Raw genomic sequence first — 25235 nt, 5'->3', positions numbered from 1 at the left:
TTTGTAAAAGTCATAATGAACAATATTTAAACTGATTTTTTATTGCAGCATTATTACGGAAAATTCCTTTTATATCAACTAAAAGTTTATTAGAACTATCCCTATTAAACTTCTCATTTAATTTTTCATTATCGTATTCTAAGTATTTATTATGTGAAACAGCTACAATCAATACGTCAATATCTTTAACAGAACTCTCTGGTACTAAGTCTATATCGTAATACCTTTTTACCTCATCTTTATCAACATAGTCATCTGATACAATTATATTTATTCCATACTCCTCTAGGGATTTTATTATAGAATAAACCTTTGTATTTCTAACATCTGGACAATTTTCTTTAAAAGCAAATCCCATCACTCCAATTTTTGCATTAGAGATAAACATATTATTTTCAATCATTTTTTTTATAACGAGTTGGGATATAAATTTTCCCATATTATCATTTACTTTTCTGCTTGCTGACAATAATTCTGGCTTATATCCTTTACGCTCTGAAGCATAAATTAGATAATAAGGATCAACACCTATGCAATGTCCCCCTACTAAACCAGGGTTAAACCTTTGAAAATTCCATTTAGTTTTTGCTGCATCTAATACTTTAGATGTATCTATACCCATCTTATTGAAAATAACTGATATCTCATTCATAAATGCGATATTTACATCTCTTTGGGAATTTTCAATAATTTTTGCCGCTTCAGCTATTTTTATATTTTCAGCTTTATAAACTCCATTTTCTAAAATGGTCATATACACTTTCTCAATAACTTCAAGAGCCTCATCATCAATTCCAGAAACAATTTTAACTGTATTTTTTAATTTATGCTTCTTATCTCCTGGATTGATTCTCTCTGGTGAATATCCAACTTTAAAATCTTGTCCACACTTTAAACCAGATTCTTTTTCAAGAATAGGTATACATACTTCTTCTGTTATTCCTGGGGAAACAGTTGATTCATACACCACAAAATCACCTTTTTTCAAATGCCTTCCAATAAGCTCAGATACTGAAACTAAAGGTTTTAAATCTGGTCTATTATCACCATGAATAGGTGTAGGTACAGCTACAACAAAGAAACTTCCTTTATCTAAAGCTGATTCTTCAGATGTAAAATTAACTCCTGAATTTTTTATCACATCATTTCCAACCTCATTTGTACAATCAATACCATCTCTATATAGATCTACTTTATGTCTATTAATATCAAAGCCAATAACATTAAAATGATTAGCAAACTCTACTGCTAAAGGCATTCCTACATATCCTAACCCTACTACACAAAGGTTTGCTTTCCTTTCGATTAAATTCTCATAAATACTCATTCTTTACTATCCCCTTCTAATTTTTTTTATTTAAAACAAAATATTTTTGCAATTCACATCCCCAGCCAAGTTTAGTTTTTAAAATATTATCATTATGTGAATATCCAAAATTGAAATATTTCTTTTTTTCTTCAGCTGCCTTATCAATAGCTGTTTTTAAAATTAAATAATTTCCTCTTAAAGAACGATATTTATATTCTGAAGCATTAATCCAATAAAATACATGATTCTTATTTTGAAGAAAAATACTTCCGGATATAATTTTGTTGTCTAGACAAGCCAATAATAAACATGCAGCTTTTTTATCTATAATTAACTCTTTTAACATCTGCTTTGGTGTATAATAGGTTGAACCTACACGATCCATAGTTTCTTTATAAAAGATATAAAATTCTTCTATATCTTCTTCTGAAGTACATTCTCTAACAGTAACATTATGTTTTATTGAATAACGTATATCTGTCCTTACACTTCCTTTAAACATACTATCTGACAATTGTTTATATTTTTCTAAATCTAGTACAGCAGTTTCCAAGTATGAAATACTGTATTTGTCACTAACTTTATTAAAAAAATCATTATTGACCTTAACAAATGGAGGTAGCACCATTTTTGATATATTTCCATACTCGTTATTTATAAAATCAATTATTTCTTTAAAATCATCATCACTATGAGGAAAAGGGAATATTCCTCCATATCCAACTGCCCCTATCTGTAAGTAATCATCTTCATTTTTAAATAAATTCACAAAATATTCTTTAGCTTTCAACTCTATCTTGCAAGGAATATATTGAAAACTTAAGTACTTATCTATTGATTTACAGAATTCTTCACATGAAAAAGGACTAAAATACCTAAACGACTCTAACTGGCTTTCATCCATTATAAAACTCCTCCCATTTCCTCAAGCATCATTTCAATTTTTTTAGCATCATAATCTAAATTACATGGCAAAATTAGAATTGATTCTATGATTTCTTTTGAATTTTTATAATCACACTTACTAATAGCATCTATATATTTATTTTCATAACGTTTAATAAATTCAATAGGCAAATAGTATAAAGTTGTTTCAATTCCCATTTGTGATAATTTAACTGCCACTTCATGCCTTCTATTTTCATTTATAAATAAAGCAAATATACTTTGATTCTTTATAGCTGATTTTATTAGCTTTAACGAATCCTCTCCAAATTTGTTGCAAAATAATTTTATAATTTCTTCTTTTAATAAGAGGATATTTTTATCTTCTGCCCATTTCATATAATCTTTAATACGAATACAAGCACATTTTTCTTGAAAAGTAGAAATTCCTATAGGTTCTTTATTTCTAAAGACAGAATTTTCTTGCAATTTTTCTAATGAATCATATATCTTTTGTTTCTTTAATGTCTCTTTAATAAATTTTCTTAATATATGATTACGTGATAACTTAGCTAATAAAATTCCATTGAACTCATCCACTAGATCCCCAAAATATCTTTCATCATTTTTTTTCACTTGTAAGTCTTGTCCATTATCCTTAAAATGAGTTATTATTGCTCCTCCACCTACTGATGATATTGGTTTTGAAATTCCAAAGGATATAACTGAATACCACTTTTTCTTACTCTTTCCACAAATACGTGGAGTAATTGGAAAAGATTGCGCTTCATCAAATATAACAATATACTCCTGCTTTTCTAAGTAATGATATAAATCTTCACTTAAATGATTTAAACCAAATAATGATGGCAGTATTAAAATTAAATCTTTGTTCCCTTCTATAGATTCAAATAATTCTTTTACGGGATTTAAATCTTTATCTATTTCATATAGTACAAGTTTACATCCCGCTGATATAACTGCATCTGCTAGCTCTGTGCAAGAGAATGCTGGAATATAAACTTTATCAATTTTATTAAATGCCTTATGGTATGCTAATATTTTAATAATAGCTTCACTTTCAGAATGAAATAAACTTACCATTTTCTCTTCAACCTGAAAAATGTTAGCTATCATATTTTTCAAATCACCTCTAGGCGATAATAACAATTTTAACCAGAACTTTAAGGATGATGATCTTCTATAAAGGGGATATCTTACTTTTTTTACACTTACAAATCTTGTGTCCATATCTAATCAAAATATTCTCTAACACATTTGTAAAACTGTGTTAAATACCTTTCTATCTCTGATAGTAAAATATATTCTTTTCTAGTATGTGCCTGCTCTAAACTACCTGGTCCAAATACACAAACAGGTATGTTATGATTATAAAAAACAGATGCATCACAGCTGCTTTTAAACAAATCCCCTTTATACAAACTTTTCCCAAAAATATTATTTGAAGATTTTACTGCATTTATTGAAATGCCTGGTATAAATATATCTGCACCACAATCTGACAATACTTTTTCTACATAATCATTGTTATGCTCAGCAGTCGTTGCAATAACACCTTTCAAAAGCAAATCCTCCATTGGCAGACTTGCATCATTTCCTCCATGTATATACCCAACATTAACATTAAGTTCATCATCAGATATTTGTAATTTAGCTAATTCATTAAAAATATTTGTTAGCTTAAAGAAGTTCATTTTATTTCCTTCCCCATTCATATGCTTAATTTGACTTTTACATGAAATTATAAAAGGCAAAAATCCTAATGTTTCATAACAAATATTACAGTCTGATGGTTCAGAAATTATACATTCAATTGGATATTCACTTTCTAGAAAACCCTTTTCTCTCATCCACTGACATGCTCTAATAGAGCCATTCCCACCAATTTCTTCATCTACTACTGCAGTATAAATAACTTTTCCACTCCATGAAATATTATCAAGATAATTTTTTATTGTAGCTAAACTACATAACCCACTTAACATATCTGTAGAACCTCTACCCCATAAACGATCACTTGATAAATATGGCTCACAATTTTCTAACGGGTTATCTTTATCAATAATATCCACATCTATATGTCCATTTAAAATTAATGTTTTTCCAGGTATTCCACTATCAAGAATTCCATATAAATTATATTTTTTTATCTTCTCGTAGCCTTTGTAATAATCATCATATTCCCAAGGCTTTTTCATAATCTCATTCTTTTTCAAATCTTCAAAACCATATTCATCTAAATAGGTTGTCCACCCTTTACTATTTAAATAATCTTGAAGTATTTTTTGCCCTTCAAATTGTCCATGATTGGCATACATGGGATGAGATGGAATTAACTGTTTTGTAAGATTTATTACTTCACTATAAGATTTGCTAACTATATCATCACTATTCATCTTTCTCACCTTGCCTCATAAACCAATTTGCCGTTTTTAGTACATTTATTCTATGACTATAATCCTTATCCTGCACTTCAAATATAACGCTTCTCTCATCATCAACTTTATTATTTTCTATTATGAATCGAGCTGCCTCCTTAAATTTGTCTTCTCTTACTTTTTTTGACTCCCAAGGGCAGCATCCTTCTCTACATATTTGATTACTTAATGGATTTGCAATATTATCAAATCCTGAAAAATGCCAGTGAATTATCTTGTCTTGAATTTTCTGAAAATCCATATAATCACAATCACCATAAAAGCTAGGCATTTTCTCTTTGAGACTTCTATTATTTTTTGCTTCTTCCATTGTTGCAACCACGTTAAAATAATGGTTGATATCAAATGTTATTTTTATTCTTGGATGATCTATATCTTTAAAATCTGATGGAAATATAAATAATGGATCTGCATCATCATTACGATTCCCTATAGGCGGCATATTTTCAAGTCCAATTACCATACCTTTATCTGTTTTATCTACAATATTGTAAAGTTCGTTTATAAAGTTTATCCTCATACTACTAACATCAACATTCTTCCACTCATCTAATAATAGTCTTTGATTTGCATGTAATACTACAAGTCGCAGTCCTAAATCAGCTGATCTATTTATAGCTTCAATGAGTCTACTTCTAACAAATTTATCATATATATAATCGCAGTCATCTACTGGAAAATGAAAACTAACATTATTTTCTCCATATATCTTAGATGCTTTTTTAATATTTTTCCATGCTATAGACCAATTTGTATCTTCTAAATCTTGCCGACTAAATAAAATTGCTTCAATTCTTCCAATTGCCTTCCTTGCCTTAGAATCCATTTGCGTATCATCAGGTGCGTAAAAAGTATAGCCTAAATATTTTGCTATATCCTCCATATTACTCATATAACTCTCTAATTCTATCCTCATCTAATTTTTTTGCCCATAAATACATTTTTTCTATTCCGTCTTCTAGACCTATACTTGGTTCATAGCCAAGATCTCTTTTAGCCTTTTCTATACTTAAAGTACGATTTTTTACATCTGGGACATACACTCCTGATATATTAATCTCTGACTTAGAATCAGTAATTTTTTTAATGAGTTTTGCAAGATCTAATATGCTAATTGAATTATTAGGATTACCAATATTATAAACTTCCCCGCTAGTATTAGATTCTAATGCATTAAGTAAACCACTAACAAAATCTTCTATATGGCACCAAGTACGAATCTGCTCTCCATTACCATCTACTGTAATTGGTTCATTTAACATAGCTCTAAATAAAAAGGCAGACATTGCATTTGATCCTACTCTGTTTTCTCCAAAAACATTAAAAGGTCTTATTATTACAGTAGGTACACCATGTTCTCTATTATATGCATTGATTAAATGTTCAGAAAGAATCTTACTGGCTGCATAGCACCATCTAGCTTCATTGGCTTGTCCAACAGTCATGTCCTTTTCTTCACTTGCCATATCTATATTTCTTCCATATACTTCACTTGTGCTAAAGGATAAAAACTTTTTAAGATTCTTTTGTCTCCTTGCAAGCTCCAAGGCATATTTACAAGAAGTATAATTTGTATCAATAGTTAAAATTGATTTTTCTACTACCTTGTGAATTCCTAATATGGCTGTTGCATGAATGATATAATCAAAATCTTCTCCTAGATTAATTGTACTTTCATAATCAGTAGCATCTAAAACTACTTTCTTTATTGAAGCCTCATTAGATAAACCTGCTAATTTTAAACTTGATTTCTCAAAGTTACATTTATCAGCTATAACAATTTCATTATCCTTATATAATCTTTTTGTTAACGCAGTACCAATAAACCCTGCACCGCCTAATATCAATATTTTTTTGTTACTTATCATAATATTTATTAAACCCCTTTTATAACTTATAATCTATTTCACTTTTAATACTTTTTTAATACAATCAACTACATACATCAAGTCTTCTTCTGCCAAACTACTACATAAAGGCAAAGATAATATTTCATTAAATACCTCTTCTGTTTTAGGTAATACTGCTCCATATTTTTTATAATAAGGATGCATGTGAACAGGTATATAGTGCACACTTAAACATACCCCTAGTTCTTTCATATCCTCGATAAATTCATCTCTATCTATGGGTGCATTTTTTTTGATTCTAATTGGAAATAGGTGACATGAATTTTCAATATTATCATGATCTAAAACAGGTAATGAAATATAGTCCTTTAAAGAACCTAATTCTTTTAAATACATTTTAAATAATTTTCTTCGTGCCTCTTTCATTTTTTCAGCACGTTTTAATTGACTAATACCTAAAGCTGCCTGTATATCTGTCATGTTATACTTATAGCCATGGTCAAGAACACTATATCCCCAATTTCCTGGATATACATATCTATCCCAAGAGTTTTTATCTATACCATGCCAACATAATTCTCTGGCTTTTTTTGCATGATCTAAATCCTTAGCTATTAATACCCCACCTTCACCTGTAGTAATATTTTTGGTAGCATAAAAACTAAAGCATATAAAATCTCCATGATTTCCAATATATTTCCCATCATATTTTGAAGTAAAGGCATGTGCTGCATCTTCAATCAATACTATATTATGTTTTTTACAAATATCCTTTAAAGCATTTAAATTGCCCACATTACCACCAAAGTGAACAACTATAATAGCCTTTGTTTTTTCATTTATTTTTTCTTCAATCTTTTTAACATCTAAACAGTAATCATTTTCATCGATATCAACAAATACTGGTTTTGCTCCAACATGTTCAATAACATTTGCTGTTGAACAAAAAGTAAAGCTTGGAACAATAACCTCATCATCTTCAGATAGCCCTAATGAAAGAACTGCCAAATGTAAAGCTGCAGTCCCAGAATTACAAGCTATAACACTTTTTTCATCAACTCCTAAAAATGAAGCTATTTTTTCTTCAAATTCAAGTACTCTTGGCCCCTTAGAGATCCACCCTGACTTCAATGTTTTAACTACTTCTGATATGTCATCATCAGTTATTTCTGGTACCGCAAACGGGATTTTTTTCATATTTTTCTCCTCCTTTTTATTTATATCACTGTAAAATTACAATTTATTAAATCATATTTTGCATTATTGAAATATATTTTACCCTATTTTACACAATGTTGTAATTACTGTCAACTATTCATTATTTATCATTTTCTCTTATTATTTGGTAAGTTATTGTTTCTATTGCTTGCCTTAGTGCAGTTTTTCTATCTATTTTCTCAAATACCCGCCTTATTTTTATATAAAAAATAAATGTCCAAAGTTGCATATTATTACACCTTTGAACATTCATCTCGTATATATTGATAAAACTATTTAATATTTATTATAAAACATTCCAGCTCCCTCTATAATCTCTTGTTCTAAAAACAAGCTTGAGACAGCTTCCCTATAATCACTTACCTTTTGTGCCTTCTTTATTTTTTTAGCATATTTCTTATTGTCAGAAAATATATAAATCATATATCCCCATAATTCCTTCATCCTAAACATAGCATTTTTATCTTCATTGAAGACTTTTATGTAGGTATCAAAAACATCATCATGAAAACCCTTTAATACCTTCTTATCTAAAGGAGCATTACTCTTTATCAAATTCATAAGTCCTGGATTTGCAAGTATTCCGCGTCCTAGCATTACTGTTTTTAATTCTGGGAAATCTTCCACTAATCTTTTATGGTCATCTACGGTAAAAATATCACCATTATAACATACTGGGTTAGTGCTTAAAGCTAGTGCATCCTTAAAAACCTCTAGATTAGGTTTATTTCCATAAAAATCTTCCCTCGTTCTAGGATGAATAATCAATTCTTCCATGGGATATTTATTGTAAATCTTAATTAACTCATAGAATTCTTCTGGACTATCCTTACCTATCCTAGTCTTTATTGAAATTTTCATATCATCTATTTTAAATATTTCCTCTAAAAACTTGTCCAATTCATCTCTCTTAGCTAGAAAGCCTGAGCCCCTATTTTTTGAAACAACAGTTCCAGCAGGACAACCTAAGTTTAAATTAATCTCATTATAGCCTAGTTGTTGAAGTTTTCTTGCTGTTATAATAAAACCTTCTGAATCATTAGTAAGTATTTGAGGTACTACATTTAATCCCTTATTATTTTCAGGCAAAACATCTCTAAGCTCTTTAGTTTTAAGGCTTTTGCTGTTATTTGGAACAATAAATGGTGTAAAATATTTATCTATATTACTAAAAAACTTTTCATATGAATTTCTATATATAAATCCCGTTATTCCTTCCATTGGTGCTAAATAGTATTTCATTTAATAACTCCTTCTATAAATATTCTAAACCTATTATATCAGCATGACCTTTTCTTATCTACTTAATATTATTTACACTTAGCTTAAGAACCTTTTTATATCTGAAATACTAATAGCAGCTTCTGGCTTAAATTCTTTTGAAGATGCATAATTTAAAATGCTAAAAAGAAATTGTCTTCCTTCTGGCTTATCTCTTACTTTTTCAAAATCACAAGTACAAACTAAGAGTTTACCCTTTAAAACATTACATTCAAACAATAGCCCAAGCTTATGATTTCTCTCAAAATTATCGATAGTCTGAACCATAGGACTAAAATTTTTAGAAGTTCCATCTAGTATAACTGAAGATGAATTTGAAACTATACTCCACCACTCATATGTTGAATAATCCTCACAAGGAAAATCCTTAAAAACAGGGTGAGTATTATTGATAAGCAACCCCATAGTACCAACTGGCACTTCCTTTTTCATACTTTCAGATATTGAGCGAAACATTGGATAGCACCAAAAATCTGATGAATAAAAGCCTTCAATAGAATTTGTTAAACTATTTAACTTTGGAAATAGAATTACGTTTTCTCCTTTTTCTAGTAATGAAATCGCCTTTTTTGATAACTCATCAAATATATTTAAACCTGATTTATCAATATGAATATTTTCAGAATACACCCACAAGTTATAATGTTTCCCTATATCCATCCCCTCTATTTTAAGGGATAATGTAAGCTTTTTCTTTGATTCTACTTTTGGCATTTTAAAACTTATGTCGCAAATATCAATATAATTTTCATCTCCAATATGTGCTATAAATGCCTCTCCCTCTTCATATACAATATTCTCATCCTTTAACTTCCACAATAATTTCAAGGTTTTCAATCTTATATTCCTATAATAACAAAGTTCAATATGTGCATTAAAGCTTTCTTTCTCTAAATAGTTATACTTTTCAAATCTTGCTAAAAGCACAGCATCTGAGCAAAAGCTCCGCCACTCTTTAGGTGATATTATGCCTTTAGAATCCATAAATGCATCAAGAATTCCAACTAAAGCTGTTCCTTGTCCAGGAAAGTCTTGTATATCTAAAAGCTGAAATCCACCTAGCTTTCTTGAACGAAATGCTGATTCCAATTCTTCCTTATAGCACTGAATCGCAAGCTTCCCTGAAGAATTAAAATACTTTTTTGCCAAGTGATCTAAGTTTTTTTCTTTAAGTCGCTCATTAAATATTTCAAAGTTTTTTGCCTTTAATGAACCTTTATATTTTTTTATTTCCTCAAAATTAGGGAAAGTTTCATATTGCCCAATTTCATGAGAAACTACAGGAATTTGTGGTATAAGCTGCTCCTTAGAATCAGCTGTCTTTACCTTTTTTACCCCTGTGCCAAATTGTATTTCTACAATGTCTTCAGCCTTAACATCATGATTCTTATTAATTATTGATGGAAAAATATCCTCATCATAATCCTTTATTGTGCTTGGCATATCTGTTTGAACATGTCCTAGTGGAGCATCACACATAGCATAAGAGCCTCTTATAAGACGTTCCTTAGAAAATCTTACACCACAAAAGAAATCATCATTTTCTAAAATAGTAGGACTAAACTGAAAGTTATTTGATCCTTGAGTATAAAGGTGTCTATTATCAAAACTCTTGTAATTCTTTAAAATCATATTTAACTTATTCCTACTGCCCCAAAGCTCATTACCTAGAGACATCATAACAAATGAAGGATGATTCCCAAAACTTTTAAGGATGGAAAAACCCTCGCTAATTAAAAAGTCCTGTTCTGCCCTATTATGGTTTTCATCATTTTCATCAGTAATAGTTCCCCAAAAAGGTAGCTCTGGCTCCATATAAATTCCAAGTATATCAGCAGCTATAAAAGCAGCTTCAGGTGGACAGCAAGTATGAAAGCGATAATGATTTATGCCATATGACTTTGAAATATTCAATACATTTAGCCATTGATCCAAGTCCATTGGTACAAACCCCTTAAGTGGAAAAACCAAGCCATCATGCTTTCCTCTAAGAAATGTTTTTGTGCCGTTTATGGTAAACTTATCTCCTGATGTTTTAAACTCACGTAAACCAAAGGTAACTTCCTTTATATCAACAGTTAGTCCATTTATAATCATTTTAATATTAAGTTTATATAAGTTTCTATTATATTCACTCCAAAGGAAGGCCTCATCACCTAAAGGATACTTTATAAGTATATCCTTTGAATTAAAGCTGAAGATTTTTTCTTCTACGTTATGCTTAATTTCACTATTAAAGCCTACTGCTGAAACTGCTAAAATACCTTTATCTGCTCCAATAATCTTTGATTTTATTGTTACCTCTTTATCTCTTATGTCAGAATAAACCTGAACATCATCTAAATAAGCTTTATTGAATATCTGCAGTTCAATTTTTCCTATAATACCATTCCAATTGGTTTGTGTATCTTTAGAAGTTAAATGACCACCTTTAGTAGGATAATCTGTGTTATCAACTAGTATGGTAATTCTGTTTTTACCCTTTGATAAATAACCTGTAACATCATAAATATGTGGAGTGCAAAGACTGTTTTGTGTACCAACTTTAATATTATTTATCCATAATGTAGTAATACGTGTCCGTTCCAAATAAAGAAAATAGTTCTTATCACATATATCATCTGTAATCTTCATTTCTCTTGAAAACCAAGCATATCCTTCAAACTTGTATTCATCTGTCAAGCAACCAATCTCAACACTTTCGTTTTTCTTTCCCTTTTTTGAATCAGAGGTTGTCCCTGGAAGTATAATAGTATCCTTTAACGGTTCACTTATCCCTTGCTTTTTCTCATCTAATTGAAAATCCCAAATACCACTTAAATCAATAGCTGCATACATGAAATCACCCTTTTTCTAATAATTAAACATAACAACTTATTAAATTGTATATGTCATATATTTAACATTATTATATTTTTAACTTTTTAGAATGTCAATTTAAAGGTTTTATTCCATATAAATACATAGATATATTATTGCATCAATTTCATATATGTTATAATATTTAAAAAGACTGTAGTACTACCTTTTTAATGCTACAGTCTTTTACTTTAATTATTCTTTTAAAGATCTATTGAATTTTTACGTTAAACTCCTCACCTACTGGGATGAAATCATCTCCAACTTTTCCTGAGTTCATTGAATTATCAGCATATAACCTAAGCTTCAAGTTAGTTACCCCTTCTGCTAGGTATTGTCTATTATTTGACTGCCCATCATATAAGTCAAATAATACTTCACTTGTATCTTTTTCAGTATTTATAGATGTATTTCTAGGATACATTAATATATTATTTCCTAAATTGTCTACCCCTTGCAAACGTATTATAGGCATTTCCCTATCCTTAATCGTAGTACCAAAAATTTTAATACCTGTATTTGTGTTAGCATAGCTATCAATTGTTACCATACTTCCATTTTTAAACTTATGACCATAATCTTTATTTAGACTAGTCTTTGGTATATCACTAACATCACCTTCAGCCTTTATCTTATAATCAATTGTCCATGGACCTTTAATTTCTTCACCAGCGTTATTCACTATTTTATCGTATTCTATTTTTATATTTAGATCATCCTTTATTGTAACTCCTTCAACATAAAAAATAAGTTCCTTTGTAATTGAATTTTCACTTATTTTAATATCCTTTGACTCATAATTCCATATCCCATATTTATAATTATCATAATTTAAACGATCTAAATCACTAATTACCCAGTCATTAATGCTAACTTTTGAATTTTTAACGATACCGTTATTTTCATAATCTACATATTCATAACTAAATCCTTTAACTACCTCTTCATTAGTCCTTATTCTTTCTTTTGCCTTTACAGCTTCAGGAACTCCATTTTCAAAATTCATTGTGTATACTAATCTTATTTGACCAACATTACGATAGCATTCATCAAGCTTTATCTCAACACCATCTTTGCTATAAGATTTACCTAAAGCTACAACATAATCTGCATTATAATTTTTATTTGGATCAATCTTACTTATCATGTTACTAACACTAGCTACTACATTAGTTCCAAAACTTGAATTATACATTCCTACAACAAGTATACAAACAGCAACTGCTATAGATATTCTAACTTTATTGTTTTTCTTTTTTGCTTTAGAATTTCTCTTTACATATCTTTCTATCTTTTTAACTGTAAAATCATCAAACTCTTCTTTATTTATATTTTCATATTCTTCTTCATTAAATTGCCCATTATTTAATAAACTATATATATCCTTTTTCATATTTACCTCCTATTTAATTACAAATCCCCTTACTTCCCTAATCTTCTTTTTTCCTTTATATATCCTGTTATATATGCTATTAGTGGTTAATCCTAACTTTGTTGCAATCTCAGAGGGATTCATATCTAATAAATAATGCTTTACAAAAATATCACGGTCCTTATCCTTTAAACAGCTTAATAAATTTTCTACGTCTTTACGCATCTCTTCATTAATTATTCTTACATCCGAATTATCTGGAATTCCTATTTCTAAGGAGTCATATTCCTCATTACTTATATCCTTAATATACTTTCTTTTATAATCAATACTTCTATATTCAGAAATCCCTATAACCCAATTTTTAAAGGTTCCCTTTTTCCCATCAAATTTATCTATGTTGTCCCATATACTTAGAAATATATCATTAATGCATTCTTCTTGAATATGCTTCAAATTATATAATTGTTTTGAAACTACAGCTTTTATAAGCCATCCATATTCTTTAATCACATACCTTAACGCATCTTCATCTCTTTTTATAAGCCCTTTTATAAAATTTTGTTCATTTATTTCCATAACTCCTCCTAATTATATTTGCAAATATAAATAACCTTGTCATATAATACTACGTAACATAACTTATATATCTCACTAAAATCTTTTAAATTTTTTTAAAACCCCATGCAAATCTAAAATTCAGACTTGCATGGGGTTTATAATATAGACCAAAGTGATTAATTTTTAAAATAAATAAGAAACTATTTTATCTCTATATGTTTTAGAACAATCCATATCTTTTATTCTATCTATTACAGAACTATCATCCCAAAAATGCATTGGATATACCTTATCCGTATCAGTATTTTTCATAAAATAATCAAAACCTAAATGGAAGTATTCCTCTTGTCTAGAATCTAAGACAACAAAGGCAACATCAAAATGTCTATTTTTGATTTTTTCTATTTCTTCTTCATAAATTTCCTTAGTATATTCTCTAATCTCTTCACTCTTATGGCTCCAAGCCCATAAATTAAGATCTCCTGCATGATATATTGTCTTGCCTTCAGCTGTAACAATAAATGCTACTCCTTCATCTGTTGACTTTAAGGTTTCTACCTTTAAATCAAAGGTTTCAAGAGTTTTGTTACTGTCAATAAACTCTATCTTTTCATAAAGATCATCTTCAACACCATGAGTATTAAAAAACTTTCTTCCAAACTTTCGTTTAATATCCTTTGAGAGAATATACTTAACATTTGGATATCCTTTTAATAACTGAAAAATTGACATATCAAAATGGTCATGGTGATTATGACTTGAAAACACATAAATTGTTTTTTCTTTATTAAAATCAGGAAGTTGTCCTTTATAGTAATCAAAAAGTAAAATAACCTTCTCAAGTTCTACGGAAAAACAACTATGTTCAATATATGTAACCTTCATTTTTATCATCCCTTGCATGTTTCTATTTCACTCATTATATCACCTTTTCATGTTATTTATCTATATAAGTTAATCTAATATATGCTGATATAGTAATCGGTAAAATTATTAGTAGTACCAATAGTCCCAAAATTACTCCTACAGCAACTTGGATAAGAGTTGTTACCCCTGATGGAATTAAGGCTGCAAAAGTACCACTTAAAATAATTGCAGCTGAGATAACTACAGCTCCTATGACTGTAGAAGCATTTAATATACTAAGAGTTTTTGGCACCTTACTATCTACACTTTCCTCTCTATACCTCATCATTAAAAAGATACTATAATCAACACCTAATGCAATAATCATGATAAATGTAAAGAACGGTGCATTCCAAGTTAATAAATCTTTTCCAAGGAACATACCTGACAAAAGTCTTGTGATTCCAATAGAAGATAAATAAGCAACCATCAATGTAATTATAATTACAACTGGCTGTAAAATTGATCTTGTTACAAATACTAGAGCTACACCTATACCAATTAACATGATAATGGCTGTTCTCGTAAAATCTTCATTAGAAATTTGTTCTAAATCAGAAGTTTCTGATGTTTGTCCACCAAAAGCAATTTTTGCATCTTCCAAAGAAGTTCCTTTCACTCTTGCCTTAATATCATTTTGCAAATTTTTTATTACTTCAGTAGCTTCGCTACTGCTTGGATCATCTGTTAATACCACAGTTATTTGAGCTATTTGCCTATTTTTTGATAAAAAGGCTTTAAAGGAATCTTCAAGTAAGTTATCTGCTAAAACAGACTTTGTCACATAAAACTTATTTCCAATGTAAGAGTCACCTAACTCTTTTATGTAAGACTGTATAGTACTTAATCCTTGAGAAATAGTTGAAATTCCTGATACTGCAGAACCCAAGCCTCTTTGTAAGTCAGCTGTCTGCTGTCCTAATGTCTTTAATTGATTATTTAATTCTTGTACACCAGCATTTGCACTCTGTACACCAGAATTTACTTGTTTTGAACCTTCTCTTAAATAAGAGCCATTACTTGTTAATTCCTCACTTCCTTCAGCAAGCTTCTTAACACCATCTGAAAACATTGGTAAACTTTCATTAACTTGATTTAATGCTGCATTTAAAGTAGAATACCCTTGATTTAATTGCCCTACTAAGTTTGGTAACTGAGTTAATATGCTTGTACTATCTCCATTTCCTGCTGTTGGATTAGCAGAAAGTAATAAAGAAATCTTTTGATTTATATCAGATAAATTTGCTATTTCATTATTTATAGTGTTAATTTTCTCTTGAAGTTCATTGCTACCACTAGTAATTTGATTCATGGTATCAACTAAGGGTGTTGTTCCAGATTTCAATTCACCTAAGCCACTATTTATTTGATTTGTTCCATCAACATATTCATTAATGCTATTATGTAATTTATTTGAGCCATTTGCCAGTTCTTTAGTTCCATCTGCTAATTGCTGAACCTTTGCTAAATTTTCATTGATTCCAGCATTGCTTAGCTGGGTATTTGCACTTGATAAACCAGACTTAATTTCTTCTAATCCTCTTTTTGCATCTTCTACACCTGAAACTACAGTTTTTAATTGATTCTTTAAATATAAATCATCAATTTTTTCTCCAGAAGGTTGAGTGGCTGATAAAACTTGTTTTACACCTTTTTCGTTTTTCAGAAATTCTGTTATATCATCAATAGTAGCTAAGTCTTCTTGATTATCCAAAGTCTTATCACTATCTATATAAAGAGTTGTTGGCGCTGCCTTACCTTTTGAAAAATCTTCTTGGATAATAAGATAGCCTTCTTTTTTAGGGTTTGAATCTGCAATTTCATCAGCTGTATTGAAATTTAATTTATCAGAATTATTAACCATAAAAATTCCACCGAAAATTGCAATAAGGCTTAACATTAATATTGGACGAGCTATAGAAATTTTTGAAAGTCCATGCCATAAATGACTAGAACTATTTCCTGCAAATTCCTTTGCTGGCCAGAACATTTTCTTACCTAAGGTTGCCATAAAAAACATATTTAATGTTAACAAGACTCCCAGTAAGACAGCCACCCCTATAGCAACACCAACAGCTGATTGATAAAATGAAAACTTAGCTAATCCCAAAACTGCAAATCCAATAAATACAGAAAGACCACTATAGAGCATAGTACGCCCAGCTGTTTTTCTTGAGGTAATTGCAGCATCTATTTTGTCCTGATCTTTGCTTAACTCTTCTTTAAATTTATCATATAGCAATATATTATAATCTGTGCCAACTCCGAATAATACAACTACTAGAAAAACTTGAGTAAAATCTGAAATTGGCAAATCAAAATATTTTGCTAAATTCATGATAATGCTTAAGGATATTACTAATGATACTCCAACGGTTGTAAGTGAAATTACAGGAACGATTGGAGATTTAAAAACAAGAACCAATACGACAAAAATGAAGATTGCTGCTATAATTTCTGTCTTTTCAATTCCTTGTTCTGTAGTATTAGAGAATTCATCTGATAAGATTTTTTCACCTGTTACATAGGTTTCAACTCCATCTATTTTAATTGCTTTCTGAATTTTGTTAACTGCTTCTTCTAAATTTTCACTACTTGAAACAGTAACTAAAGCTAATTCTGTCTTATTATTTCCTGAAATTAATTGTTCAGCTGTTTCTTTATTGTCTTTTGCACTAGTAATACTATCAATTCCATATGTTTCTTTATTGTCCTTTAATTCTTCCACCTTTGAATTAATTGCATTTTTTTCTTCTTCTGTTATCTTATTCTCATTGTGAAAAACTGCAATAATTTCCGTTGTGGATGTTTTTTCATTACCTGTAACCTTCTTACCAATTTGAGCAGCTATTTCACTTTCTACGTTTTTAGGCAAATTATTTTGCCCCTTATCTTTCACTAGTTGAGAAATATCAGGCATTACTAAAAGTGAAATAATCAATATTACTATCCATGTTATAAGTGATAAAATGTGTTTTTGTTTTATTTGTTTAAACATGTCCAATCCTCCTCTATCAAAAATGCAACTTCTTACGATTTATTTAAATACTTTCCCTTTGACAGTACCCTTCCGCGGTGTTACAATTGTATTGTCGTTATAAGTGTAACGTGCGTCTATGAAGCTGTCAATGCATGAACATGAAAAGTACACAAACAAGGAGGAATTGTAATGTCAGAAGGAAAATCTGAAATTGAAAATAGAAATGTTTCAAGATTATCTAATAAGGAATCAAATAAAATAACTAAGGAATGTATTGAATCTGCATTAATTTTATTAATGGAAGAAAAGGAATATAGCAATATTAGCATTTCAGAGATTGTCAAAAGAGCTGGTGTATCTAGAACAGCCTATTACAGAAATTATGAATCTAAGGAAGATGTATTAAAAAATTTGCTTTATAATCTAATAACAGATGTTACTGATGCAATGGATAAATTCACTTATAGTACTGAAAAGGAATTATATTGGAAAACTTTATTTATTACCTCAAAAGCTCATGCCAAGCCTTTTCGTATTTTATTGAAGGCTGGTTTTGGTAATACAATATTGGAGGAAATCACAAAACATATGGTTAGTAATGCCAAGACAGAAGATGTTAAAGATAAATATGATATGATTTTTTGGAGTGGTGCTATTTATAATGTATTGGTTAGATGGATCCAAACTGGCATGGTAGAAACAGAAGAACAAATGGTGGAAATATGCTTATATATTTTGGAGAATTGTGTATAGTAGTTTTTATTGAAATTTATTAGATTTAATACTTCTCTTATACAAATAATATACTACGAAAATATTATTTGTATAAGAGATTTGAAAATTACTGATAGTCAGGTTATATACCAGAGGGATTTATTATGCTTTGTTAAAGAACTACTTAAAGCATTTTTGTAAGGCTCTTTTTCAACATTTCCTTCCCTCTATAAAATATTACTTTTGCTGAATTTTCTGAGATATTCATAATAGCTGCAATTTTTTTAAATGGCATGCTCTCATATAGTCTATATACTAGTACATCTCTATATTTATCATTCATATTAATTATGCCCTTTAATATTATTTCATTAAGCTCCTTACATAGTACTAGCTCTTCTGGGGTTTTTTCTACTATATTTATAACTTTATTATTAATATCTTCCGAATCAAAACTTACACTTATAGGATTTTTTCTAAAATATTTAAAACATACATTTTTAGCAATCTGACACATCCATGTTTTTATATCACTTTTTCCTTTAAATCTATGTAAAGATATAAATATTTGATAAAAAGTCTCTTGGGTAAGCTCCTCTGAAACACTTTTATTATAATTAACTAACTTATTTATGAATCTGAATATTTCATAATAATATTTTTCATAAATATCTTGAAAATCATTCATCATTATTCACCCTGTGTTACCATGCAAAGCAAACCTTTCCAAGTACATTTTTTTCGTCTATACATCCAACCTCTTCAAACCTACTATCATAACTAATATTTACATTATCTCCCATAACAAAATACTTTCCATCAGGAACTGTAATTTCTGTTTTAGCTATTCCACCATTTTTTATATATTCATAAACATCTTTCTGTTTTTCTTCACCATTAACATATAATACACCATCTTTAATAAGTATCTTATCTCCTGGAATGCCAACAATTCTGCCAACATCTTTGAATTCATAATGGAAACTTGGATCTTCTCTTAACAAATAAACAAGATCACCTTCAATAGGTTTAGAAAATTTATAAGACATTTTATTGATAAAACATATATCCCCCATTTCAATTGTTGGCTCCATAATTCCGCTTAACACTTTATGAAATGTGAAAATAGAACAAAAAAGCATAATTACTAAAACAGTGCTAAAGGCAGTTATTAAAGCATTTCTAATTCTTCTCTTTTTTAATCTACTAGCGATATTTTTATAATTTTGTACTTCACGCTTTTCAAATTCAGGCATATTATTGTCAATTGAACCTGATTTAGATAATTCACCAAAAACATTATCTTTATATTTCCTACAAGAATCACATTTTTCAATATGTTCTTCAACTGCTTCTACAGATAACTTGCTTAAAGCCTCATCTTTATATAATGGTATTAAATCTTTTATTACTGAACATTCTTTATTTTTATCCATATTATATATCCTCCAACATTTAATTATTTTCCACAAATGCATTTGTCTTACATATATTAGTACAAATAATAAAGAAAAGGTTACAGTAATTTATAAATTTAATATAATATAAGGGAAACTAAATTTGAATTAACTTCAAATTCAGTTTCCCTAAATAGTATTCTTTTTTATGTTTAACCTTTAAGTCCATTTGCCTGACGTTCCATGTTTTCTATAACAACGTCATGAATATCACCTAATGAAGCACAATACTCAAGTACCTTCCATGGAGCATTTGTGTGATAATGAATTTTTATCAGTTCCTCATCACCAACTGCAAGTAAGGAATCCCCTTCAAAGTTCTTTGTAATATATTCATTTATTTCATCTTCAGAAAGATTTTCTCCTGCAATTAATAACTGGGTATCAAATTTATATTCAAGCATAGTTTATCTCCTTTTCCTTTACAAATTTTTAAGTATCTTATCATATTTCAACTAGTCGTTTTCCTAATTCAAATGCCTTTTTGCAATCTTGCGGAAATACTTCTTCCCTACGTTTTAATTTATTACCAGCATCAAAAGCTGTTGAAACATATTTTGAATAATCATCAAATTGATAAGTATCGGTTACAAAAAGTGATTCTGCTTTTCCTAAAAATCTTTCCACTAAAAATTCATTGTATTTAATGGATTCTTGCCATTTTGATTGTTTCAATCTTTGTTCATCAACTCCAAAGGTATAAATTAATCCTACAGAAATTTTTTTAGGAAAAAGTGAAGAATAATTTTCATCATAAACTAGATATGGAAAAATTAATCGTTCCATAAAAGATTTCATTTCACCTGTAATTGATCCTAAATAAATTGGAGAACCAAGAATTATAGCATCTGAGTTCTTAATTTTTTTTAGAATTGGACTTATTTCATCATTAATAGAGCAATTTCCATAACTATTACCATTTATTAATTTACATGCAAAACAACTTTTACATCCTTTGTAATTTAAATCATATAAATGGAATATTTCTGTTTCTGCTCCATTTGAAGCTGCTCCCTCAAGAGCTTTATTTAGCAAAATTCCTGTATTTCCGTTTTTTCTTGGACTTCCGTTAATAGCAATTATCTTCATGTTTAAAACCCCATTTCCTATTTTATAAAATTAATTATATTAATAGTGTAATGGTTGTAGTATAGAACAATGTCAATAATTATTTATTAAAGATTTAAAAAAATCGCATTCACCTAAATGCTTGTTTTCCTTTACTTTATTCAAACTTTTTCTCCTTGCTTATTACAATAATTTAGAAAATTAAATACAATCTTTTTTGAATTAACCTCAAATTCAGTTTCTCTAAATAGTCTTCTTTTTTATGTTTAACCTTTAAGTCAATTTGCCTGACGTTCCATATTTCCCTAACCACTCTGCATGGTTTAATTAATTTTCTTTAATAGCCAAGCCATATTTTGTCCCAAATTACGCATATTTTCCATTCCTTCTTCATCTCTATATACATCACCTACATCTTTTCCATAAACCATATTCCAATATGTAGACCCTGCTATGATAACTTCTTTATTTAACAAGAAATGGTTCATTGTATCTACTGCTGTCATTCCTCCACCTCTACGAACAGCAGATATAGATGCACCAACCTTATGTTTAAGCAAACCTGGATTTGTAGCAACAACAACTCCTGCTCTTTCTAAAAAAGCTTTCATATTTGCTGTTACATCTGCTGAATAGACTGGAGATCCCAGAAGAATACCATCTGCTAACTTCATTTTTTCAAAATATTCATAAAACATGTCTTTCTTAAAAACACAGTTATTCTTCCCCTTACATGCAAAGCACCCTTTACAAGGCTCAATTATATTTCCAGAGAATTGAACCATTTCCGTTTCAATTTCCTCTTTTTCCAATTCTTCAAAAACAGTCTTCATAATCAATGCCGTATTTCCATCTTTTCTAGAACTGCCATTAATTCCTAAAACCTTCATCCCATGCACATCCTCCCTAGTTAAATTTTAAATCCGCCAATTACTTCAAAAATAGCGCCCCACTTCCAAATATAGAACTATTATATCATATTCTACCTATATTACTGCTTAATTTAATACCATTATATATTTTTAAAAGTCCAAAATTTAATGCCTTTACTTATTAAAGACGAAATACTGAAAATGTTGAAAAAAAGAGTGTCTTAAAATAAATAAAAATCATTCTAAGACGCTCATATATTTAGCAACTTTAAACTAATGGTTATTCAACTATGTCAATAGAATTAACAATACTCATTCGCGTTATTTTTCTTAATGGAATAAGTGTTGTAATTAAGCAAGAAATAACGGATATAATTGTTACTTCTAATATAGAAACTATTGGTATTGCCACTAAAGCTATCTTCTCTGTAGTTGCCGCTTGCACAAAAATAGTACATATATATCCTGCCAAGGAGCCAACAATTGAAGCAATTATACCATAATATACTCCTTCCCATAAAAATGTCTTATAAAGACTGCTACTACTCATTCCAATAGCTCGTAACATCCCAATTTCATCAATTCGAGTATGAATATTAGTATATGTTGTATTAATAATATTCAATAAACCTATTAAGCCAATAAAAATAATTAATCCCCATGCTAACATCTTTATCTGTTGGCAGCTTTCCTCCAATTGCTTATCAGTGTTATTGAAAGAAATCCAACTACTTTCTGGAATCTCGCTGCAAATATCTTTAAAAATCTGTTCAATAGCATCTTTATCTGCATCCTTTGCTAGTATTGGATATAGTTCTGTATACTCATTTTTGCCTGTCAATTTATCATATATTGTATCATATACAATAACTTGAACACCATTTGAATAACCCTTGCCCACCAATGATACAGCTTCTGTGTTTCCAATAACATCCATAGAGCAATCTTGCACTGTTATTCTATCCCCAGGTTTAAAAGAAGTAGCCTCATGGACTTCCCCTTCAATTGACATTGATACAGGATTTTTAATTAAGCAAGCTATACCAGACTTCAATGCTTGATTCTCAGCCTCTGTCATATTTGGATATAACTTTTTCAATCTTTCTTCATCTACACCAATAACCTGAATCGTTTCGTATGGTTGCTTTAGCTGAAAATCTATTTTAATATCTAAAGACCTATTCTTATTTTGATGATATTCCATAAATTTAATTGTAGATAAGGAAGCTACGCCTCTTTGTTCTCCAATTTTAGCAACAATCGAAGGCGAAAATCCTACCGTCTCATTGGTCAATGAATAATCACCGATGTGCAATTTTTGCACTTCTTTAGAAGAATCCAAAAGATTAGAAAATGCATTTAATGCAATAAATACAGTAATACTCATAACCAAAGAAATAATTGTTATTGCAGATCTTCCAGTATTACGTTTTAAATTTAAATTTGCATAAAACATCTCGAAATTTCTAATATGTTTTTTCTTTCGATTTTTACGCTTTATTTTCACAAAAGTTTCAGCCATAGCAACTGTAGGTGATACCTTCCCTGCATATCTAGCAGCAGGTATTGCAGCTAAAAAAGCAAAAAGCAATGTAATTAATGCACTTATAAGCAAAGGTAATAATTTACTAGAACTATTTTGTTCAATTAAAGTTATCACTTCTTCAACACTGCTTGCCATAAAAGCATCTGGTGGAAATGAACTTGTTACAATTTTGGTAATCCCTTTAGCTGAAAGAGTACCTATAATAGCTCCTAATGGAATTCCTATTCCACATAGTATGCAGATTTGTTTTACCACTAAATAGTAAAGTTGTTTCCGATCTGCACCTATTGCTCTTAAACAACCATATTCTTTAATACGTTTCCCCACTGCAATTTTTAGTATATTGTAAATTACCAGACCAGCTGCTAGCAACACTAAAAAACCTATAAGAAAACCTGTAACAGTCATAAAAGAAAATCCAGAAGTCTTTCCTTCCCTATCACTATTTGAATCATAATTAATCCCCAACGAATCTAAATAAAGCCAATTATATTGAATATAGTCTTTGTCAATATGAAACTCATCTGCCAAATTAAGTACTGTTCGCTGAAAATCTTTTTTGTTTGAAGTTATAAAATCAAGAAAATATACTTGATATTTTTCAGGAAGAATCTCTTTGGCAGTTCCACTGCCTGCAATACCAACTACTAACCCACTACTATATCCAAGATAATTGTTTTCCAAAATACCACACAATTTAAAATCAGCTCCGTACTTATAAGTGGCATTTTTATCTTTTAATAAAGAAATATCTAAATCTAAATGAATTGTATCTCCTATACCTCCACTAAAGTTCATAAGTTCTAATGTATTTTGAGATAATGCAATTTCACATGCATTTTCAGGTAACCTACCGGATTTTACCTTAGATATTCCTGGATAAGCATTTATTGAATTTTTATCATATTCGTTTAGTGATATAGTAACACCACTATTTTTCAACTTAGTAGTTCCAAGAAGAATATTACTACCTGTCCAAGATAAACGCTGGTCCTTTGATAATTCATTTATTTGGTTTTCATCAATATTGTGAAAGGTTGCATACCTGTAGCCATTTAGTTGCACCGCTTGCTGCTGCCTCAAATACCTTAAAATACCTAATGATTGTCCAATTGCTGTCGTCATTACAGTTGATAAAACAATGGCAATAAGTATAAGTATAGACGTAACTTTCTGTGCTTTTAATTCTTTCCAAGCTAAAGTGCTATATGATTTCATCAAACTGTCACCTCCGATAATACCCCATCCACAATTACAAATTGTCTTTTAGCCATTTTCGCAATCCTATTATCATGAGTAATTATTATCAAAGTCTTTCCCATATCCCTCCATATACTGCATAAAAGCTCCATAACCTCACTACCACTTTTACTATCTAAATTACCTGTTGGTTCATCTGCAAAAATAATATCAGGTTTAGAAATTAGTGCACGTGCAATAGCAACACGTTGTTGTTGTCCTCCTGAAAGTTCACTTTGTAGATGCGAAAGTCTCTCGCTAATCCCCAACAAGTCTGTAATCTGTTTTAAATAAATTTCATCAGGTTCTTTCTTGTCCAATAGTAATGGCATAATAATATTTTCTCTTGCAGTTAAAACTGGTATAAGATTAAATTTCTGAAATACAAAACCTATTTTTTCACGTCGAAACCTTGAAAGTTCCTTATCACTTGTATTGTAAATATCTTCACCATCATAAAAAACACTTCCAGATGTAGGCATATCCAAACCACTAAGCAAATGTAACAATGTACTTTTTCCACTTCCTGAAGGACCCATAATAGAAATGAAATCCCCAGATTCAACTTTAATATTTACTTTATTTAGAGCAACAACTTCGTTTTCCCCAACACCATAAACTTTTAACAAGTTTTTTGTTTCAATGAACATAAAAACACT

General features: G+C 29.6%; 21 protein-coding genes. 1 reads left to right on the top strand and 20 read right to left on the bottom strand.

What is annotated here, in order from left to right:
• Window positions 1-10: 10 nt before the first annotated feature.
• The 13 genes from H9661_RS16175 to H9661_RS16115 form a co-directional block, all read right to left on the bottom strand.
• On the bottom strand, window positions 11-1327 hold the full coding sequence (locus H9661_RS16175) for a nucleotide sugar dehydrogenase (protein WP_191769805.1): 1317 nt from the start codon (window positions 1325-1327) through the stop codon (window positions 11-13).
• 16 nt (window positions 1328-1343) lie between these two features.
• On the bottom strand, window positions 1344-2213 hold the full coding sequence (locus H9661_RS16170; protein WP_191769802.1) for a GNAT family N-acetyltransferase: 870 nt from the start codon (window positions 2211-2213) through the stop codon (window positions 1344-1346).
• On the bottom strand, window positions 2213-3331 hold the full coding sequence (locus H9661_RS16165; RefSeq protein ID WP_143316428.1) for a PLP-dependent aminotransferase family protein: 1119 nt from the start codon (window positions 3329-3331) through the stop codon (window positions 2213-2215). Before H9661_RS16165 ends, H9661_RS16170 begins: the two co-directional genes overlap by 1 nt.
• 116 nt (window positions 3332-3447) lie before the next feature.
• On the bottom strand, window positions 3448-4611 hold the full coding sequence (locus tag H9661_RS16160; protein ID WP_143316429.1) for a M20/M25/M40 family metallo-hydrolase: 1164 nt from the start codon (window positions 4609-4611) through the stop codon (window positions 3448-3450).
• Entirely contained in the window at window positions 4604-5545 is a 942-nt protein-coding gene (locus H9661_RS16155) for a TIM barrel protein (RefSeq protein ID WP_185966779.1), read from the bottom strand. The genes H9661_RS16160 and H9661_RS16155 overlap by 8 nt, the downstream gene beginning before the upstream one ends.
• On the bottom strand, window positions 5538-6521 hold the full coding sequence (locus tag H9661_RS16150) for an NAD-dependent epimerase/dehydratase family protein (RefSeq protein ID WP_191769800.1): 984 nt from the start codon (window positions 6519-6521) through the stop codon (window positions 5538-5540). The genes H9661_RS16155 and H9661_RS16150 overlap by 8 nt, the downstream gene beginning before the upstream one ends.
• 33 nt (window positions 6522-6554) lie before the next feature.
• Complete coding sequence (locus tag H9661_RS16145) at window positions 6555-7700, bottom strand: DegT/DnrJ/EryC1/StrS family aminotransferase (RefSeq protein ID WP_191769798.1); 1146 nt, start codon at window positions 7698-7700, stop codon at window positions 6555-6557.
• Window positions 7701-7997: 297 nt separating this feature from the next.
• On the bottom strand, window positions 7998-8963 hold the full coding sequence (locus H9661_RS16140; RefSeq protein ID WP_191769796.1) for a tRNA dihydrouridine synthase: 966 nt from the start codon (window positions 8961-8963) through the stop codon (window positions 7998-8000).
• Window positions 8964-9041: 78 nt separating this feature from the next.
• On the bottom strand, window positions 9042-11840 hold the full coding sequence (locus H9661_RS16135; protein ID WP_143316434.1) for a sugar-binding domain-containing protein: 2799 nt from the start codon (window positions 11838-11840) through the stop codon (window positions 9042-9044).
• A gap of 232 nt (window positions 11841-12072) precedes the next feature.
• Window positions 12073-13254, bottom strand: a complete 1182-nt coding sequence (locus tag H9661_RS16130) for a DUF4179 domain-containing protein (RefSeq protein WP_143316435.1) — start codon at window positions 13252-13254, stop codon at window positions 12073-12075.
• A 9-nt stretch (window positions 13255-13263) separates the two neighbouring features.
• Window positions 13264-13812 (bottom strand): sigma-70 family RNA polymerase sigma factor, encoded by a 549-nt coding sequence (locus H9661_RS16125; protein ID WP_191769794.1) that lies wholly within the window; start codon window positions 13810-13812, stop codon window positions 13264-13266.
• A gap of 165 nt (window positions 13813-13977) precedes the next feature.
• Window positions 13978-14679 (bottom strand): MBL fold metallo-hydrolase, encoded by a 702-nt coding sequence (locus H9661_RS16120; protein ID WP_143316437.1) that lies wholly within the window; start codon window positions 14677-14679, stop codon window positions 13978-13980.
• A gap of 52 nt (window positions 14680-14731) precedes the next feature.
• On the bottom strand, window positions 14732-17698 hold the full coding sequence (locus tag H9661_RS16115; protein WP_191769792.1) for an MMPL family transporter: 2967 nt from the start codon (window positions 17696-17698) through the stop codon (window positions 14732-14734).
• 171 nt (window positions 17699-17869) lie between these two features.
• Here H9661_RS16115 and H9661_RS16110 point away from each other — a divergent pair, with 171 nt between their 5' ends.
• Window positions 17870-18433, top strand: a complete 564-nt coding sequence (locus H9661_RS16110) for a TetR/AcrR family transcriptional regulator (RefSeq protein WP_191769790.1) — start codon at window positions 17870-17872, stop codon at window positions 18431-18433.
• Between the two features lie 145 nt (window positions 18434-18578).
• Here H9661_RS16110 and H9661_RS16105 read toward each other — a convergent pair whose 3' ends face one another.
• The 7 genes from H9661_RS16105 to H9661_RS16075 form a co-directional block, all read right to left on the bottom strand.
• The gene (locus tag H9661_RS16105; protein WP_185966780.1) at window positions 18579-19082 is read right to left on the bottom strand and encodes an RNA polymerase sigma factor; all 504 of its coding nucleotides are present in this window, start codon (window positions 19080-19082) and stop codon (window positions 18579-18581) included.
• 16 nt (window positions 19083-19098) lie between these two features.
• Window positions 19099-19830, bottom strand: coding sequence for a signal peptidase I (gene lepB, locus H9661_RS16100; RefSeq protein WP_191769788.1), 732 nt, complete (start codon window positions 19828-19830; stop codon window positions 19099-19101).
• Between the two features lie 173 nt (window positions 19831-20003).
• Window positions 20004-20255 carry a kinase to dihydroxyacetone kinase gene (locus H9661_RS16095; RefSeq protein ID WP_143316442.1) on the bottom strand — a complete coding sequence of 84 codons (252 nt, stop codon included), beginning with the start codon at window positions 20253-20255 and terminating at the stop codon, window positions 20004-20006.
• A gap of 40 nt (window positions 20256-20295) precedes the next feature.
• Window positions 20296-20940, bottom strand: a complete 645-nt coding sequence (locus tag H9661_RS16090) for a flavodoxin family protein (RefSeq protein ID WP_191769787.1) — start codon at window positions 20938-20940, stop codon at window positions 20296-20298.
• A 302-nt stretch (window positions 20941-21242) separates the two neighbouring features.
• Entirely contained in the window at window positions 21243-21809 is a 567-nt protein-coding gene (locus H9661_RS16085) for a flavodoxin family protein (protein WP_143316445.1), read from the bottom strand.
• Window positions 21810-22071: 262 nt separating this feature from the next.
• The gene (locus tag H9661_RS16080) at window positions 22072-24555 is read right to left on the bottom strand and encodes an ABC transporter permease (RefSeq protein ID WP_191769785.1); all 2484 of its coding nucleotides are present in this window, start codon (window positions 24553-24555) and stop codon (window positions 22072-22074) included.
• Entirely contained in the window at window positions 24555-25226 is a 672-nt protein-coding gene (locus H9661_RS16075; protein ID WP_143316447.1) for an ABC transporter ATP-binding protein, read from the bottom strand. The genes H9661_RS16080 and H9661_RS16075 overlap by 1 nt, the downstream gene beginning before the upstream one ends.
• Between the last annotated feature and the right edge of the window lie 9 nt (window positions 25227-25235).

This window comes from Clostridium cibarium (genome assembly GCF_014836335.1).
GTDB classification, from domain to species: Bacteria; Bacillota; Clostridia; order Clostridiales; family Clostridiaceae; genus Clostridium; species Clostridium cibarium.
The sequence above is the reverse complement of the archived record's forward strand: the minus strand, read 5'-3'. Positions and strand labels throughout refer to the sequence as shown.